This window comes from Streptococcus australis (assembly GCF_003943615.1).
Lineage (GTDB): Bacteria > Bacillota > Bacilli > Lactobacillales > Streptococcaceae > Streptococcus > Streptococcus australis_C.
The window spans coordinates 167941-183991 of record NZ_RJPZ01000003.1; the positions used below are offsets into that span (position 1 = coordinate 167941).

14 protein-coding genes and 1 pseudogene are annotated in these 16051 nt (G+C 42.9%); 2 read left to right on the forward strand and 13 right to left on the reverse strand.

Annotated features, from left to right (window positions below):
• Positions 1–100 precede the first annotated feature (100 nt).
• The gene (locus D8785_RS04475) at positions 101–1117 is read left to right on the forward strand and encodes an NAD(P)H-dependent glycerol-3-phosphate dehydrogenase (RefSeq protein WP_125374616.1); all 1017 of its coding nucleotides are present in this window, start codon (positions 101–103) and stop codon (positions 1115–1117) included.
• A 62-nt stretch (positions 1118–1179) separates the two neighbouring features.
• Positions 1180–2091: a UTP--glucose-1-phosphate uridylyltransferase GalU gene (gene galU / locus D8785_RS04480; RefSeq protein WP_125374617.1), complete on the forward strand. Its 912-nt coding sequence runs from the start codon at positions 1180–1182 to the stop codon at positions 2089–2091.
• Between the two features lie 506 nt (positions 2092–2597).
• Here galU and D8785_RS09915 read toward each other — a convergent pair.
• From D8785_RS09915 to srlE, 13 genes and pseudogenes are all read right to left on the reverse strand, one after another.
• Positions 2598–5249 carry a C69 family dipeptidase gene (locus D8785_RS09915; RefSeq protein WP_125374618.1) on the reverse strand — a complete coding sequence of 884 codons (2652 nt, stop codon included), beginning with the start codon at positions 5247–5249 and terminating at the stop codon, positions 2598–2600.
• Between the two features lie 242 nt (positions 5250–5491).
• On the reverse strand, positions 5492–6166 hold the full coding sequence (locus tag D8785_RS04490) for a rhomboid family intramembrane serine protease (protein WP_125374619.1): 675 nt from the start codon (positions 6164–6166) through the stop codon (positions 5492–5494).
• On the reverse strand, positions 6150–6689 hold the full coding sequence (locus tag D8785_RS04495; RefSeq protein ID WP_125374620.1) for a 5-formyltetrahydrofolate cyclo-ligase: 540 nt from the start codon (positions 6687–6689) through the stop codon (positions 6150–6152). The genes D8785_RS04490 and D8785_RS04495 overlap by 17 nt, the downstream gene beginning before the upstream one ends.
• A gap of 12 nt (positions 6690–6701) precedes the next feature.
• On the reverse strand, positions 6702–7835 hold the full coding sequence (locus tag D8785_RS04500; protein WP_125374621.1) for an N-acetyldiaminopimelate deacetylase: 1134 nt from the start codon (positions 7833–7835) through the stop codon (positions 6702–6704).
• A gap of 63 nt (positions 7836–7898) precedes the next feature.
• The gene (dapD, locus tag D8785_RS04505) at positions 7899–8597 is read right to left on the reverse strand and encodes a 2,3,4,5-tetrahydropyridine-2,6-dicarboxylate N-acetyltransferase (RefSeq protein WP_125374622.1); all 699 of its coding nucleotides are present in this window, start codon (positions 8595–8597) and stop codon (positions 7899–7901) included.
• A 106-nt stretch (positions 8598–8703) separates the two neighbouring features.
• Positions 8704–9684, reverse strand: coding sequence for a hypothetical protein (locus D8785_RS04510; RefSeq protein WP_125374623.1), 981 nt, complete (start codon positions 9682–9684; stop codon positions 8704–8706).
• A gap of 21 nt (positions 9685–9705) precedes the next feature.
• Positions 9706–10443, reverse strand: a complete 738-nt coding sequence (locus D8785_RS04515; protein WP_125374624.1) for a hypothetical protein — start codon at positions 10441–10443, stop codon at positions 9706–9708.
• Positions 10444–10453: 10 nt separating this feature from the next.
• On the reverse strand, positions 10454–11185 hold the full coding sequence (locus D8785_RS04520) for a hypothetical protein (protein WP_125374625.1): 732 nt from the start codon (positions 11183–11185) through the stop codon (positions 10454–10456).
• A gap of 350 nt (positions 11186–11535) precedes the next feature.
• Complete coding sequence (locus D8785_RS04530; RefSeq protein WP_123159622.1) at positions 11536–12339, reverse strand: hypothetical protein; 804 nt, start codon at positions 12337–12339, stop codon at positions 11536–11538.
• 21 nt (positions 12340–12360) lie between these two features.
• The gene (locus D8785_RS04535) at positions 12361–13497 is read right to left on the reverse strand and encodes a hypothetical protein (protein ID WP_125374626.1); all 1137 of its coding nucleotides are present in this window, start codon (positions 13495–13497) and stop codon (positions 12361–12363) included.
• A 183-nt stretch (positions 13498–13680) separates the two neighbouring features.
• Positions 13681–14157 (reverse strand): annotated as a pseudogene (pgi, locus tag D8785_RS04540) (glucose-6-phosphate isomerase); the annotation flags it as partial.
• Between the two features lie 440 nt (positions 14158–14597).
• Positions 14598–14969: a PTS glucitol/sorbitol transporter subunit IIA gene (locus D8785_RS04545; RefSeq protein WP_008808177.1), complete on the reverse strand. Its 372-nt coding sequence runs from the start codon at positions 14967–14969 to the stop codon at positions 14598–14600.
• A gap of 98 nt (positions 14970–15067) precedes the next feature.
• Complete coding sequence (gene srlE / locus D8785_RS04550; RefSeq protein ID WP_020992831.1) at positions 15068–16048, reverse strand: PTS glucitol/sorbitol transporter subunit IIB; 981 nt, start codon at positions 16046–16048, stop codon at positions 15068–15070.
• Positions 16049–16051: the final 3 nt, after the last annotated feature.

Consider the following 16051-nt stretch of genomic DNA (forward strand, 5'->3'; position numbering starts at 1 on the left):
AAAGCATAGATGTTTTCCCTTAAAATCTTCCTATGTCAAGTGAGTTTTTTTCCTTTTTGTATGGTAAAATAGAAATGAAATCTTCACGAAGGAGAATGCTATGGATAAACAAATCGTTGCGGTCATCGGTCCTGGTTCTTGGGGAACTGCTCTTTCTCAAGTCCTCCACGATAATGACCATGAAGTACGGATCTGGGGAAATGTCCCAGAACAAATCGACGAAATCAATCAAGAACATACCAACAAACGCTACTTTAAGGATGTCCTTCTAGATCCAGGAATCAAGGCCTACCATAACTTGGACGAAGCCCTTTCTGGTGTGGATGCAGTCCTCTTTGTCGTTCCAACCAAGGTAACACGACTCGTTGCCAAGCAAGTTGCTGAACTCTTGGACCATCCTGTCAAGGTCATGCACGCTTCCAAAGGTTTAGAACCAAACAGTCACAAACGGATTTCTCAGATCTTAGAAGAGGAAATCCCCGCTTCTCTCCGTAGCGAGATTGTGGTCGTGTCTGGGCCAAGTCACGCCGAAGAAACCATCGTTCGTGATATTACTTTGATTACAGCGGCTTCTAAAGATTTAGAAACAGCTCGCTATGTTCAGGAACTCTTCAGCAACCACTACTTCCGCCTCTATACCAATACAGATGTGATCGGAGTTGAGACAGCCGGTGCCCTGAAAAATATTATCGCTGTTGGTGCTGGAGCCCTCCATGGACTCGGCTTTGGGGACAATGCCAAGGCTGCCATCATCACACGTGGACTAGCTGAAATTACCCGTTTAGGTGTTAAACTTGGCGCCAGCCCATTGACCTATAGTGGGTTATCCGGAGTTGGGGACCTGATCGTGACAGGGACTTCTATCCACTCTCGGAACTGGCGAGCTGGGGATGCCCTCGGTCGCGGTGAAAAACTAGAAGATATCGAAGCCAACATGGGTATGATCATTGAAGGGATTTCAACCACTAAGGCTGCCTACGAACTGGCCCAAGAGCTAGACGTCTATATGCCGATCACACAAGCCATCTACCAAGTAATTTATGAAGGACAAGATATTCGTGAAGCCATCAACTTCATGATGAACAATGAATTTAAAGAAGAAAATGAGTGGAACTAAGGGATTCTTCCTTGCCAATCAGATTTAACAACTAATCATTCTTTAGTTAGAAAGGAATTATTATGACAAAAGTTAGAAAAGCAGTCATTCCTGCGGCCGGACTTGGAACTCGTTTCCTACCTGCCACCAAAGCCCTGGCCAAAGAAATGTTGCCAATCGTAGATAAGCCGACCATCCAATTCATCGTTGAGGAAGCCCTTAAGGCTGGCATCGAGGATATTCTCGTTGTCACTGGTAAATCAAAACGTTCGATCGAAGACCACTTCGACTCAAACTTCGAACTTGAGTACAACCTCAAGGAAAAAGGGAAAAATGACCTGTTGAAACTGGTCGATGAAACTACTGGGATGCGCCTCCACTTCATTCGTCAAAAACATCCGCGCGGTCTTGGAGATGCTGTCCTTCAGGCCAAGGCCTTCGTCGGAAGTGAGCCTTTCGTCGTGATGCTGGGTGATGACCTGATGGATATCACAGATGATACAGCCACTACTCTCACCAAGCAATTGATGAATGACTACGACGAGACACATGCTTCAACCATTGCCGTCATGAAAGTTCCTCATGAAGAAGTTTCTGCTTACGGAGTCATTGCTCCTCAAGGGGAAGGCATCAACGGACTCTATAGCGTTGAAACCTTTGTCGAAAAACCGACACCAGAGGAAGCACCGAGCGACCTTGCCATTATCGGTCGCTACTTACTGACTCCTGAAATCTTCCAGATTTTGGAAAACCAAAAACCAGGCGCTGGAAATGAAATCCAATTAACTGATGCCATCGACACCTTGAACAAGACCCAACGAGTATTTGCCCGTGAATTTAAGGGCAGACGTTACGATGTGGGGGACAAGTTTGGTTTCATGAAAACATCTATTGATTATGCCTTGAAACACCCACAGGTTAAAGATGATCTCAAACAATACATCATTGATCTTGGAAAAAAATTAGAAGAAACAGGAAAAGTGACCGAGGAGTAAAAAATGCTCCCCTCGAATTTTCGACTATGAAGTAAAGAGACCGGACTAAACGTCCGGCCTCTTTTTAGTAGTGCATAAAAAGCTCAGCTACTTCTTAAAAAAAATAATTTACTATTTTTTGAGTCATTGAAGAAGGAACTGGAACTTTCCGCAGTGAGAAAAGTACTTGAACCATTGGTGTTTCAAGTACTCGGGAGTTTTGGAACCTTAGATCCAAAACTAAGTCATGGAATTTCTTCGAAGTTCGCTGACGTCCGTACTCACCTAAGGAAAGTTTCTAAGATCACTTTATATTCAATCTGAAGAGGCTGGGACAAAAGTCCTAGCCTCTCAATTGTCTTTGGATTGTCGTGAAAGATGCAGTGGTTGAGTGGGCTCTACTACAATGATTTCATCAGCTTTTACAGCCCTACTCAACTGTGCGGAGGTGGGACGACGAAATCGAAGTCTAACGAATGACCGATTTCTGTCCCACTCTCTCCTTTTATTTCTTAAAAAGTTGCTTTTTAGGCTTTGTTCTGTTTTCGTTTTTCTACATAGAAGGCAAATCCAAGTGCACTAATTAAGACACCTCCGATGATACCAACCATTGAAATGGTTTGTCCAGTAGATGGCAATTTCTTGCTTTCTGTCTTTTCTTCTACCTTGGCTGCTGTTTTGTAAACAACTCCATAAGATGAGAAGTGATTGGTTGTGAAGGTTACCTTGCTCTTGTCTTCATTCAAGCTGAACTGGTAAGTCTCAACCTTGCCATCTTCTCCAATGCCTACAACAGATTCTACTTCTTTAGTAGGATCAACTGGCATGGTCACCACAGTTGGGCTGAATTGATGAACGGCTCCATTTTGATTTGACAACTGAATGTCATAAATCTTATAATCTTTACCTTTAAGAGCTTGGACATCCTTCAAAACAGCAACTGCCAAATTAAAGCCACCTTGGGCAAAATCTGGGTTTTGCAGGGTGATTCCAGTAACAGGATCTACTAAAATATAGGAATTCGTCGGAAGAACTGGACGATTGTTTGTTGTTGGAGCAGGGACAATCTTAGTTGATGTGTTTACATTCTTGTTTGGATCGGTACTTGGTTGAGTTGGCTTGGTTTCGTCCTTGCTTGGTTTAGTAGTTGTAGTTGTTGTCGTGGTTTCATCCTTACTTGGATCGGTAATTGGCTCACTTGTCGTAGTTTCTTCCTTACTTGNATCGGTAATTGGCTCACTTGTCGTAGTTTCTTCCTTACTTGGATCGGTAATTGGCTCACTTGTCGTGGTTTCTTCCTTACTTGGATCGGTAATTGGCTCACTTGTCGTGGTTTCTTCCTTACTTGGATCAGTAATTGGCTCACTTGTCGTGGTTTCATCCTTACTTAGCTCGGTACTTGGANCTGTTGTCGTGGTTTCATCCNTACTTGGATCGGTAATTGGCTCACTTGTCGTGGTTTCTTCCTTACTTGGATCGGTAATTGGCTCACTTGTCGTGGTTTCTTCCTTACTTGGATCGGTAATTGGCTCACTTGTCGTAGTTTCATCCTTACTTAGCTCGGTACTTGGAGCTGTTGTCGTGGTTGTGTCCGTTGGATCCTTGTAATCATCTGGAAGAGATGCCCGGTATGGATCATCCGTTCTACCTGCTTCTTTCAAGGTTGCTGAAAGCTCTGATTCGTATTGTTTAAATTGTTTGAACAGACGTTCAGAACGCGCTATTGCTTCGGCAGTCACTCGATCCTCTGCCCCTTTTGCAGCTGCTTCATCAGCTTTCAAGGCAGCATATTTTGCATCACTCACTTTTTGTTCAATAATGAGCTGTTCTTCTAGTGCTTTCCAGTGATTTTGGATAGATTTTCCAAAGAGATCTTGGTTATTGATGGCCATTTGGTCGATGTGCCAAACTGTCCAATACCATGAATTTGGATCATAAGTAGCTGTTTGAGGTTTAAAGGCTTCGTAAGTATCTTTTACGTTTCCATAGAACGGAACATAAGGGGTATTCCGTGAAGGACCCATTCCTAGCCAAACTGTACCACCAAATGATTTTGGAAGGTTTGGATTGATTTGATAGACATGGGCATCGATAACATTTTCGTTTCCTAAAGCATATTTATATTGGTCTTTACGAACAGTATCGTTGCTACCATCATCACCTTGCTTCTTAACACCAATTTGATCATCTGGTACAAAGCGTCCATTCAAGTGTTCAAAACGATTTCGTTGCAATGCAAAAGCATCTTCTAAGGTGTATTTTTTGTTTGGATCGGTTGGTGAACGGAAGAGCTCATACTCATCATCCTCATAAGTAACTTTAGAGTCTGGATCTAGCAAGGTGATTCCTGCATAGGTCCGTGAGCGGTCTCCTTCAGCATATTTCTCTGGGCCATAAGATTTAGCAATATGGAAGTTTCCATCTTTATCAGTTTTGTAGTTGCCAGATTCCTTGGCTACTTTTTCAACATCTTTAGAGGCAATGACATTTTCAGTATCATTCAAATCAACATGACCTAGGTAGTAGGTATTTGCAAAGACTGCGTACTTATCTTCTGGCACCTTCACCGCTACATATTGGTGACCAGAAAGAATTTCCATATACCAAGTTTCATTTTGGTCTGCAAAGACCACCACGTTTCCTTCAGCTGAACCTTTTTCTTCGATAACTTTAGCCAGTAATTCAACCCCTTCACGGGCAGTTTTAACACGTGGTAAGATAACATCTAGCATAGCTGATTCTGGAAGTCCGTCAGCTTTCAAAGGATCCGTTGTCAAGACCTTCTTATTTGGGATAGCTGTCACTGTCGCAGTCATGGATACTCCGGCCTCATTAAAACCGTGTTCCCCGAAAGCACCATTGCTACCGTCACCACGAGCAGAGTCATAAGCAGCTGTGTATTTCATTTCGTTGGCAGCATGCGGGTAGGTGAATCCGTTGGATTCATCCTCGATTTTATCTCCCTCATTATAGTTCTTGGCATCGACAACAACATAGTTTTTGTTGTGTTTTCCGCCATTTGGATAATAAGGATAGTCCTCAGTCCGACCAAAAAGGGTGGTACCATCCTTGGTTAACTGGCGACCAATAATAAACCCACAGCAGGCCTGAACGGCTTGAATTGGTAGGAGTAAGAACGTCATCGCTACCAAAGCTAGTTTAAACAACCATTTCTTCATCGCAAATCTCCTTTTTGCTTATTTTATGTCCTCAAGCGTTTTTTGGACACAAGAAGGTTTTATATACCACCAGTCTACTCCTTTCCAATCAACATTGCAAGCGCTTTCTTTTTTACGTTTTTATTCATTTATTTGTGATATTTCTAGCTTTCTATATCATTTTTAAGAGATATATACAAAAAAACTGAGACTTCACTCAGTTTTCAGATAATTTACAAATGTGCTACAAATCCTTGGAAAGACTAAGATATAAGAGCCCAAGCATATAGAAGACCTGCAACAGCTGTATAAAGGAGCAGAGCTCCCAAGCGCCAGCTTTTTTTCACGCTATCTCGCTCACCATAGACGGGAAAGACAAAGGATAGAATCCCTCCTCCTACCAAGCCTCCTAGGTGACCTGCTAGACTAATCCCGGGCATAAAGCTAAAGAGGATATTGACCAAGATCAATGAAGTATAACTTTGGCTCAGATACTGAATGTAGGGACTCCGAGCAATGAAGCGCAAACTGGCAATAGCCCCAAAGATACCGAACAAAGCGGTAGAAGCCCCAGCTGCGACGACTTCTGGAGAAAAGGCCAAGACAAAGAGATTCCCCATCAAGCCAGATAGCAGATAGAGGGCTAAGAAGGCCTTTGAGCCAAATAAATCTTCAGCGATCCTTCCGAGGAAATAGAGGGTAACCATGTTTAAAACAAAATGCTGCAAGCCAATATGAACAAACATGGCAGCAAGCAAACGCCAGCTCTGAATCGGGTCTACTTGGATTTCATCTCCTAAGACACCCCCAAAATCATAAACAGTTTGGACAGATTCATAGTCAAAACCACGAAGTAGCAACATGGATAGAAAAACGCCAGTTGTTAATAGAAGCAAGCTACTGGTCACTGGGTATTTCTTATCAAATAGTTGATTCATCCACAAGAACCTCCTTAACAGGGACATCATGGGGAGCAGGTGTAAAGTCTACTTCTTGGCAAGCATAGATGGTGCTGACGGTCGCCCCGTCATAATCTGCCAAATAGCGATCGTAATAGCCTCCTCCATAACCCAGCCGATAGCCATCCTTTTGAAAGGCTACTCCAGGAACATGGATCAAATCAATCTCCGACTTATCGATTGCTTGGCTCCCATCCTCTGGTTCCAAGAGGCCAAAAGATGTTTGTTTCAACTTCTGCGAATCATAGGCCACAAATTCCATGCGTCCTTTTGGATAGGTTTTTGGAATGACGACCTGCTTGCCATCTGCTTGAACTGCAGCAATCAGAATACTCGTATTCACCTCATGCGGGAAGGACAAATAGGTCGCTATAACACTTGCTTCTTGGTAAGCTGACAAAGAGCGTAAACGCTGGATCAAGGCTTGATCGGCCCTTCGCTTGGTCTCCGACTCCAAACCTCTCATCTTCTTCAACACACTTTTTCGAATACTTGCTTTCATTTCCATCTTTCTTTATTGGTTAGCTTTCATTTGTAAGAAAGGACTAATAGCCTTTACACCGAAGGACAGGGCTTCTTCCTTGGGACTCATCTGGGGGTGGTGGAGGGCATAAGGGCTGTCCACTCCCAACCAGAACATGACCCCATCCACTTTTGATAAGAGGTAAGCGAAATCCTCTCCGGTCATCGCAGGAAGGATATCAATCAAGGTGACATCTTCTTCTTGATCAAAGAAGGTCATCAACTCATCTGCCAAGTCTGGATTATTTTCTACCGGCAAATAGCCCCCCTGCTTGAGTTCCAGTTCTAAGTCCATATCAAAAGCAGCTGCAACTCCTCTCGCAATCGTCTCGAGTCGCTTCTGGGTCAAGAGGTTCATTTCCATGGTCAGGGTCCGAATCGTCCCATGCAGAAAGGCCGTCTCCGCAATGACATTATTGGTCGTCCCCGCATGCATAGAACCGAAGGTCACAACTGCTCCCTCGATAGGATCAACATTGCGACTAACAATGGTTTGAACCTGGGTGACAAAATAGCTGGCAGCAACCAAGGCATCCTTGGCTTCATGCGGAAAAGCAGCGTGTCCTCCTTTTCCTTTAAAGGTCAGCTTCACTTCACAGGTCCCTGCAAAGAGGGTCCCCCGATTGGTCGCAATCTCACCTACCTTTAAGTCTGGACGGACATGAAGGCCGTAGAATTGGTCAGGCAACCAGTCTCCAAAGGCTCCATCCTCATACATGAGCATGCCTCCAGCTTCATTTTCCTCAGCCGGTTGAAAGAGGAACAAGAGATTGTTCTTAGGTTGTACTTGGACCAGTTGCTCCAACAAGCCCAAGGCTAAGGTCATGTGGATATCATGGCCACAGGCATGCATCCGACCTTCGTGGCGGGACGCAAAGTCAAGACCAGTCTGCTCAACAATAGGCAGTCCATCAATATCCGTCCGCCAGCCAATAGTCTTTTCGGGATTGGATCCCTTCAGAAAAACCAGGATGCCCGTCCGCCAGGTCCGTTGCTCGACGAACTCTTTTCCCTCGGTGATTTCTGCGATGCGCTCCAAAAGATAGGCTTGTGTTTTAAATTCTTCTAGTCCAATTTCTGGGATTTGATGCAGGTCCCGTCGAATCTTTACTAAATCAAGTGTCATATCCGTCTTCCTCTTTTGAGAAGAAGCCGAGGTATCCCCCAGCTTCCTTTTCTTATTCATCTATTAAAGGTTACGCAAGGCATCCTCAAGTGCTGTTTTTTGTTGCGTCTGCTCGTCAATGATCTTGATCACGCGCGCAGGTACACCAGCTACTACCACATTTTCAGGGACATCCTGGGTAACAATCGCACCCGCCGCTACGACAGAGCCATTACCAACTTGAACTCCTTCGATGACGACAGCATTGGCTCCCACCAAGACGTTATCCCCGATTCGGACTGGTTCTGCAGAGGCTGGCTCAATGACCCCAGCTAGGACCGCTCCTGCTCCGATGTGGCTGTTTTTACCAACTGTTGCACGGCCACCAAGAATGGCTCCCATGTCGATCATGGTCCCTGCACCAATTTCAGCACCGATATTGATGACGGCTCCCATCATGATCACCGCATTGTCTTCAATAGTCACCTGATCTCGAATGATCGCACCCGGTTCAATCCGAGCATTCAAATAACGCTTGTCCAGCAAAGGTACCGCTGAATTGCGACCATCTTGCTCTACGATGTAATCTTTATTTTCTGTTAAGTTAACAAGAAGGGGCTCAATCTCTTTCCAGTCTCCAAATAGGACATTGCCTAGTTTCACAACGGATGCTGGAAGATCTCCTGCCAGTTCCCCTTCAAAAGTTACTTTAACATTGGTTTTCTTTTCTGCATTGCCGATAAAGGCGATAATCTCTTGTGCAGTCATTTTTTGTGCAGTCATGGCAATACCTCTTGTTCTATGTAGTCAGTCCTCTAGGAAGATAGGCTCCTTTTGAACTCTTTGATTTTACTATTATAGCATAATTTAACGGACACATTAAATCACGCTATGGTTTCTTTTTAACAGCTATTCCTTTTAGATACCACTGCTCGGAATTTTCCTCGAAATTTAGGGAAACTAGTTCATTGTCTACTGTTGAATAGGAGAGGGTGCAGGAGTATACTTTCTGAGAAGATGAGATGGAAAAATGTGTGACTTCAGGAGTTCCCATTTGAGAAATAACGTCATGAATTTCCTGTCCATCTTGAGAAAAGAGAGCTCTAAATTCTTCTGTTGTTTTGGTCGGCTCTCCTAAAGAATTACCGTAATATCCCATATAGATATTAGTGACCCTATACTCATTGTCATGTCCCAATAGATTAAAACTGACATTTCCACGATTATCCGGTAGTTCATATTGTAAGGTAATTCCCCGATTGTCTGCACTTACATTAGAAAAAAAACCTCTTTTGGCTTTTCCATACTGATTCACAAGTTCTTCTGCGGTCACATTGGATAATTTATTTTTTTGACTGAGAACTAATAACTCGTCAAAATTAAAGTCACGAATCCCATTATCTCCATCTATATAAGGGGAATTTTCGGCAGTCAATTGTCCCGATTTCATATCTGACTCACTCTTCTCTTCCTTTGTTGAGCTAGAAGATTCTGATGTTTGGCTAGAGGAGGCAGATGATTGTTTAGAGGATCTCGAACTGAAAGAATGGCGGTCCTGTTTCTTACTTACTGGGGTATCCTGCTCTGTCTTTTGGGAAGATTGACTCACATAGCCAATTACCCCAATTATAAAAGTAAAGAGAAGAATCACCCCCACGCCAGCTACTAGAAGCGAACCGAAACGAGGCAAGCCTGATCCACGAAAAGCGTCCTCACGGACACTTCTCTTCACTCCTTTTTGATAGCTCCGAAGACTGGGACTTTCAAAAGCTTCTCCTTCAGGTCCACGATCCGAAAAGACTTCAGACACTTCACGATTCCTACTTGGGAACCTAGACCATTCTCTTTGAATCTGTCTATCTTTTTCCATTCCATTTTCCCTTCTATTTACTTACATTTGTTTTTTAGGGTCTAGTTGACGCTTACGCAACAAGTAATAGGAATCCTCTACCTGTTCAAGCACCAATAAATAAGTTTCCCCCTTCTCATCCTGATAGGACAGTTGAAAGCCTTCCTGATCAGGGCCGATTTGGCGTCGGACAAGGGATTGTAAGCCCTGATAGCTACCTAGAAGTGCCTTCAAATCTATCTTTTCTCCAGGTTCTAAGCTCTGATAAACTCTTTCTGAAAAAACTTTTTTCCCATCCCGATCGAGATTGGCCAGACTCGCATCAATCTCTTCTAACAGATAGCTACCATCAACCCCCTTGCTAAAAAGCAAACGGATGGATGACCCCTTGCCTCTGTCGTCCCATCGATAGAGCAGGGAGAGACTGGGCTGTTTACTTGCTGCAGATTGAATGAGGACTTTCTCTTGCGGATGTCCCATCTCCTTCAGAAGGGTCTCCAGGCGACTTCCAGTCTGCTTTAGGCTACTGTTTTGGTTCTTTATCGACAGAGGGAAATGTTCGATCTGATCCAAGGTCCATGACGAATCCTTTTTTTCATTCGTTTCTTTCAAGAGTCGCTCCCCTTGAAATTCTTTCGCTTTAAAAGTTGATAAGTTCCTTATTTCATTTATGGCTGTAGAATTTTTCTGCGGATGACTAAGGACCTCTAGACCCATCCCTAAGAGGAGCGCCAGCAGCAGGAGACCAGGAATTTTTAGCTTCTTGATGACTGTATCCATTTACTCCTCCTTATTCGACCTTGACTAAATGATAGCGAGCATCTTTTTGGGGTTGCAAAGTGAGAAAGACCAGACCCTCTTGTGCACGGTAGGTCAAAACCAAAACTGTCTTTCCATCCTTATGATTCAAAAGCAATGATTGTGGCAAGCCGACCTTTTGTAAAATGTCTTCTAGTTTCATGCCTGTTTTCTCTTTCCCACTAGCAAGACTGGTCAGGACCGCCTTTTTCAGCTGTTTACTTTCTAAATTGTGCTTAGAGCTTGGTTGATAGCCCTGAATAGCGGTCAGATAGTAACCATCCCTCATATGGGTAAATTCAAATTGGTATCTATCTCGACCATCTTGTGTCGTCCCATAGCTGAGCCGAAGGAGTTGCGTTCTAGCTTTTGATTCAAGCCGAGCCTGCTTGGCTCCCCCTAATTTTTCGACCAGGGTCTCTGGGGTCGTCCCCTTGGTGCTTGGCACAAGAGTCGCATCTCCTATTTTAAACTCCAGCAATTTCTCCAAATTCACCCCAACTTCTGGGCGATCTGATTTCGCTAGGAAGTCCTTCAGATAGACTTCTTCCTTACTAAAGGTCACTTGCCGGTCTGGACTTAGCTGGTCTTGTGGTCTCCCAGAAGCAGCGAGTCCATAGCCTACTCCCAGCATTCCGAGAATCCCTATAATAATCCCTCTTTTTTGGATGAAAGCTAAGAGGGTCTTCAGATGTTTTCTTGTTATTTCCTTTACATTATCCATTCTGCAATCGTATCTGTATCCCTTTCCTTCCAACTGTTTACCCCTGTTTCCTATGGTAACATATCCTACTATACCATAAATAGCCCGTCCTCGCTAGAATAGAGAAGAGGCTGGGACAAAAGTCCTAGCCTCTCAATTGTCTTTGGATTGTCGAGCAAGACGCAGTGGTTGAGTGGGCTCTACTACGCTGATTTCATCAGCTTTTACAGTCCTACTCAACTGTGCGGAGGTGGGACGACGAAATCGAATTCTAACCAATTACCGATTTCTGTCCCACTCTCTTTTTCTAGCATTAGGAAAGTTGATTTTTTCTCTTCCCCTACCATTGTGAGGCAGAAAAGTGACCGATCTTAGTCATCGCCTTTTTTAGCAAGAAGGAAATCTCCATCTGATTGTTTCACAAAAGTCAACTTATATTGGTCTGTCGTTGAGGATTTAAAACGGATTGTCATGGTAGTAACAATATCGTGAGTTTTATAGTCTTCATCTGCAGACAAAGAGAGAGAATAAATAGTATTATCTTTCAAGACTTCCTTGTAAGAAACCCCATCCTTACCAGTTTTGGAATCCCCGACTTTAAGCTTGTCATAGTAAGAAGAAGTCATGAAATTGTCCTCAGCTTCGTTATAATCCCCTGAATAATAGAGGTCCTGTAAATAATAGGTATCTCCCTCTTTCTTAAAGGTCAATCTCATATCACGAACGGTATGGTATTGAGAATAGGTATCATCCTGATCTTCTTTTAACTCGCCCCACTCTAAATCAATGAGATCTCTTCTAAATGAACCTTGTAAAGCTTTTCCGTGCTTATCCACAACATCTTCAATGGATGTTCCCAAATTTGAAGTTGAGTAAGTACCAAGCTCGAGGTCAGCCAAATCAGTAATGTTCCATGTGAAATCAGTATCTTCTGGATCAATATACTTTCCAGACTGATCGCGTTTTGATTCCCCTGCATCAGCTTTCGGATGAAGGGCAGGATAGGAACTTTTAGCACTATTTGCTGCACCCATAGAATGGCCGACGAAGAGACCGATAATGACTCCTAAGACGGCAAAACCACTAATACAAGCAATTAACAGACCTTTCCCTGGCTTCTTCTGATCACCAGTTTCTGGCACACCAAATGGTGCCTGTGATTGATTCGTATTCATCTTTCATCTATCTCCTCTATATTAAAAACGTTCTGGACCAATGTATAAGAAGTCCCCATCTGGTTGTGCTAAGAAGCGTAATGTCTTATAATCGTCTCCCACTTTAAGGTTGATCTTTGCAACCACTCGAGTAGAGTCATACTCTTCTCCATCAGCAGTGATTTTTGTCTCTGTACCAATTTGAACATTTTGTTTATGTTTTTTCAAAACTTCTAATAAGGAGGTTCCACCTTTACCAGTTTTCTTATCTCCTTTTTTCAGATCTTTGAATTCTTTCGTGCTCATCTCACGTTCGTTTGAAGTATCTTCATCTTCATCGTCTTCACTAGCATAGACTTCTTCCAAGTTAAAGGCTTCTACAGATTTCAAATAATAGTTACCATCCACTTTTTCAAATCGGAAATAAATATTTTGGTGAGAGGCGTTCTTTGCACGATCCCAAGTAAGGGTCATGCCTTTCTTTTCATATTCGACACTAGTAGCCAATCCATACGTATCAACAATCTGATCAGCAGTCAAGCCATAACCGTCCTTGTTGCTGTAACTTAATGCTGCAAGGTCTTTAAGGGTCCAAGTAAAGACAACCTCATCCTTTTCTGTGGTGAAGCCCTTCTTTGTCTTCTTTGCTTCTTCGCTGGCACGATCTAATCGTTTGGTACGTTTGGCATCTGCTTGAGGTTTAGATGAATGTCCCCAGAAATAACCAGCTCCGCCACCAATCAAGCCACCAAGAAGGAGTGCAAGAATAGAAAAGACAACAAATTTCGTCCATACACGCTTCGGATTTGGCTGAACATTCCATTGCGATTGGAAGGCTTGAGGGGTCCCTTGTTGGTAGAAAGGATTGTTTTCTACCTGAGGAGCTTGGTTTTGGAAAAATTGTCCCTGCCCTCCAGCTTGTGGTCCTTCTACTGGAGAAGACTGTTGAAAGGCTTGCGCTCCTGGTGCGCCAAATGGCTCATAAGCTGTTTGACCATTTTGTGCCCCAAAAGGTTCTTGAACAGTCTGCCCTACTTGTGATCCAAAAGGTTCTTGAACGCTTTGACCAGTTTGGGCTTCAAGAGGTGGTTGAACGGTTTGTTCGGATTGTGCTCCGAAAGGTTCTTGAACAGTTTGTCCCTCTTGTGTTCCAAAAGGTGTCTTGTCTTCTGTTGTCATAATCTCTCCTTTACTAAGAACCTTCGCCCATCATCCTCCCCACTTTTTGTGGCCATAGTTTGACGTGCAAAGTATAAATATAGTAGTTCTACTATATCATAAAACAATCCTTTTTTCCACCTCATTCTGAGATTGGGAAAGCAATTAAAAAACGACCCCTTTCGAGATCGTTTTGTCTGTCGATTAAAGGCGAGCGTTGAGTTCTTTACTCAATTCTTCAAATCCTGGTTTACCAAGAAGGGCAAACATGTTGCGTTTGTATGCTTCAACACCTGGTTGGTCAAATGGGTTGATCGCGTTCAAGTAACCTGAAAGGGCAATGGCTAATTCGAAGAAGTAGATAGTGTAACCAAGAGTGAAGGCGTCTTGCTCAGGAAGAGTCACGTACATGTTTGGCACGTCACCGTCTGTGTGGGCAAGAAGAACACCGTCAGTTGCTTTTTTGTTAACGAAGTCAACGTCTTTTCCTTGAAGGTATCCAAGTCCATCAAGATCTTCTTCCAATGTAGGGATGATCACGTTCTTACGTGGTTTATCCACACGGACAACTGTTTCAAACATGATACGAGTTCCTTCTTGGATAAATTGACCCAATGAGTGCAAGTCTGTTGAGAAGTTAGCTGAAGTTGGGTAAATCCCTTTTTGGTCTTTCCCTTCTGTTCAGGCACCCCTTATGGATGCATCTGCTGGAAATTCCCTTGCACTGGCTGGCTAGTTTGATTGACTTCAAGCTCTTTGCGCTTGACCCTGACCGTCTTTTTCTGGCATGTTTTTATCCTTATAAATTTTGTTGATTTGTCATATTGCGAAAACATTGAAAAACAATGACAAATTTTACAATATTAAAACATAAATTATTTTCCCTATCAAAAAGGGAGTGGGAAAGAACTTCAAACAAGTTAAAAAGTTCATCTTCCCACCCCCGCACAGTTGATCAGGCAATCTTTGGGGCTTAAAAAGCGAAGGAAGATGCCAATCAACCACTGCGTCATCTATTTTTTCTAATTTAGACCCAGAAGCCTGGACTTTTTGTCCAAGCTCTGAATCAATTTTTTAGACTTTTATTTTTCTAAATTGCTTGATTTTAAATTTTGTTATGGTCAAGCAGTTTCGAAAATCTGAATGGTAGAGTCCTTTTCAATTACTACTGCTTGGTCTGCTGCAACATGGAGAGTGCCCGGCAGGCTGCCCTCTTTTGAACCATCAAAAGAAATAGTGATATGGCCCAGTCCAGTTAAATTTTTTTCTACTACATTTCCTACTGCAGTAATCGAATATTCCTGACTATCTACGACCAGCTTTCCACCTTCTAGTATTGCACCTAGAAGATTTTTGTTATCGATTTTAAAACAATACTCTGCTAAGTCTTCTGGAGCTTCTTCTCCAAATAAAATGAGCATATTAGCGTCTTGAATCATATTCTGAGCTTCAGGCCCCACTTGAATTACTTTAGCTTCAAAAATTTTCTTCATCTAATTCCTATTCATCCTTTCTCAAATCTGTCATAAACTTATGTTTGTAGATAAGTTTAACATAATAGTTGCTATATTTACGTGCATCTATCAAAGGTCTACTGATAAAGGCCAATACTAGCTATCCAAGCTACTAGCACCCGCGGAACACCATTGAGAAAGCGTGAATAAAGCACAGAAGGGACACCAACCTCAACTGTTTCAGCCTTGGCTTCAGATAGACCGAGTGCTACAGGAATGAAATCACAACCGTTTTGAGTGTTGATAGCAAATATAGCTGGCAGAGCCATTTGGGGCGGAATATTCCCTTTGCCGATTTCAACTCCAATTAAGGTTCCAATAATCTGACTGATAACAGCTCCGGGGCCTAACAAAGGAGATAGGAATGGCAAGGAACAGATAAAGCCAATCAAAATGAGTCCCCAGATGTTCCCAGCTAGGGGAACCATTAATTTTGCCAGCCAATTTCCAACACCTGAACCTTGAATAACCCCAATCAGCAAGGAAACAAAGGCCATGAAAGGAATGATCGTATTGAGCATTGTTTGTATGGCTTCACGAGCAGCCTGGTTGAAAGTCGCAACGACCTTCCCAGCACCCATCCCAATTCTTGCTACAATACTTGTTTCAGCTTTTTGCTCTGTAATTTTTTTACTAGTATCGTAAGTTGGCTTTTCTGTTACCACAGTTGTCGCTTTTTCGTCTTCATTAGCAGCAGAAATTTGATTAAGACCAACTGCTGACACATAGATTTCCTCGGTTATATATTGAGCTAGAGGCCCACTTTTCCCTGTAGCGACAATATTTATTGTAGGGATCCCCTTTTTAGGATAAATACCACAGCGAAGAGTACCGCCACAATCCACGATTGCTAAAGCAATTTCCTCATCTGGGATAGAAGTTTTAAACCCATTAACAGCTTCCATACCGGTCAAATCAGCAATTTTATCTACAATATCTGGCTTTTCTCCTCCGCCAGTGATATAGATGAATTTATGCTTAGCTTCACTAGGTGTAATGACCAAAGGTCCTCCGAAACCGCCATTTCCTTTAACAACTTTTATACTCTTATATGACATAAT

What these genes read in the sequence shown, in the direction of transcription:
- D8785_RS04475 (WP_125374616.1), top strand. Translation starts at nt 101, where the DNA reads ATGGATAAACAAATCGTTGCGGTCATCGGTCCTGGTTCTTGGGGAACT.
- galU (WP_125374617.1), top strand. Translation starts at nt 1,180, where the DNA reads ATGACAAAAGTTAGAAAAGCAGTCATTCCTGCGGCCGGACTTGGAACT.
- D8785_RS04490 (WP_125374619.1), bottom strand. Translation starts at nt 6,166, where the DNA reads ATGAATCAACTATTTGATAAGAAATACCCAGTGACCAGTAGCTTGCTT.
- D8785_RS04495 (WP_125374620.1), bottom strand. Translation starts at nt 6,689, where the DNA reads ATGAAAGCAAGTATTCGAAAAAGTGTGTTGAAGAAGATGAGAGGTTTG.
- D8785_RS04500 (WP_125374621.1), bottom strand. Translation starts at nt 7,835, where the DNA reads ATGACACTTGATTTAGTAAAGATTCGACGGGACCTGCATCAAATCCCA.
- dapD (WP_125374622.1), bottom strand. Translation starts at nt 8,597, where the DNA reads ATGACTGCACAAAAAATGACTGCACAAGAGATTATCGCCTTTATCGGC.
- D8785_RS04510 (WP_125374623.1), bottom strand. Translation starts at nt 9,684, where the DNA reads ATGGAAAAAGATAGACAGATTCAAAGAGAATGGTCTAGGTTCCCAAGT.
- D8785_RS04515 (WP_125374624.1), bottom strand. Translation starts at nt 10,443, where the DNA reads ATGGATACAGTCATCAAGAAGCTAAAAATTCCTGGTCTCCTGCTGCTG.
- D8785_RS04520 (WP_125374625.1), bottom strand. Translation starts at nt 11,185, where the DNA reads ATGGATAATGTAAAGGAAATAACAAGAAAACATCTGAAGACCCTCTTA.
- D8785_RS04530 (WP_123159622.1), bottom strand. Translation starts at nt 12,339, where the DNA reads ATGAATACGAATCAATCACAGGCACCATTTGGTGTGCCAGAAACTGGT.
- D8785_RS04535 (WP_125374626.1), bottom strand. Translation starts at nt 13,497, where the DNA reads ATGACAACAGAAGACAAGACACCTTTTGGAACACAAGAGGGACAAACT.
- D8785_RS04545 (WP_008808177.1), bottom strand. Translation starts at nt 14,969, where the DNA reads ATGAAGAAAATTTTTGAAGCTAAAGTAATTCAAGTGGGGCCTGAAGCT.
- srlE (WP_020992831.1), bottom strand. Translation starts at nt 16,048, where the DNA reads ATGTCATATAAGAGTATAAAAGTTGTTAAAGGAAATGGCGGTTTCGGA.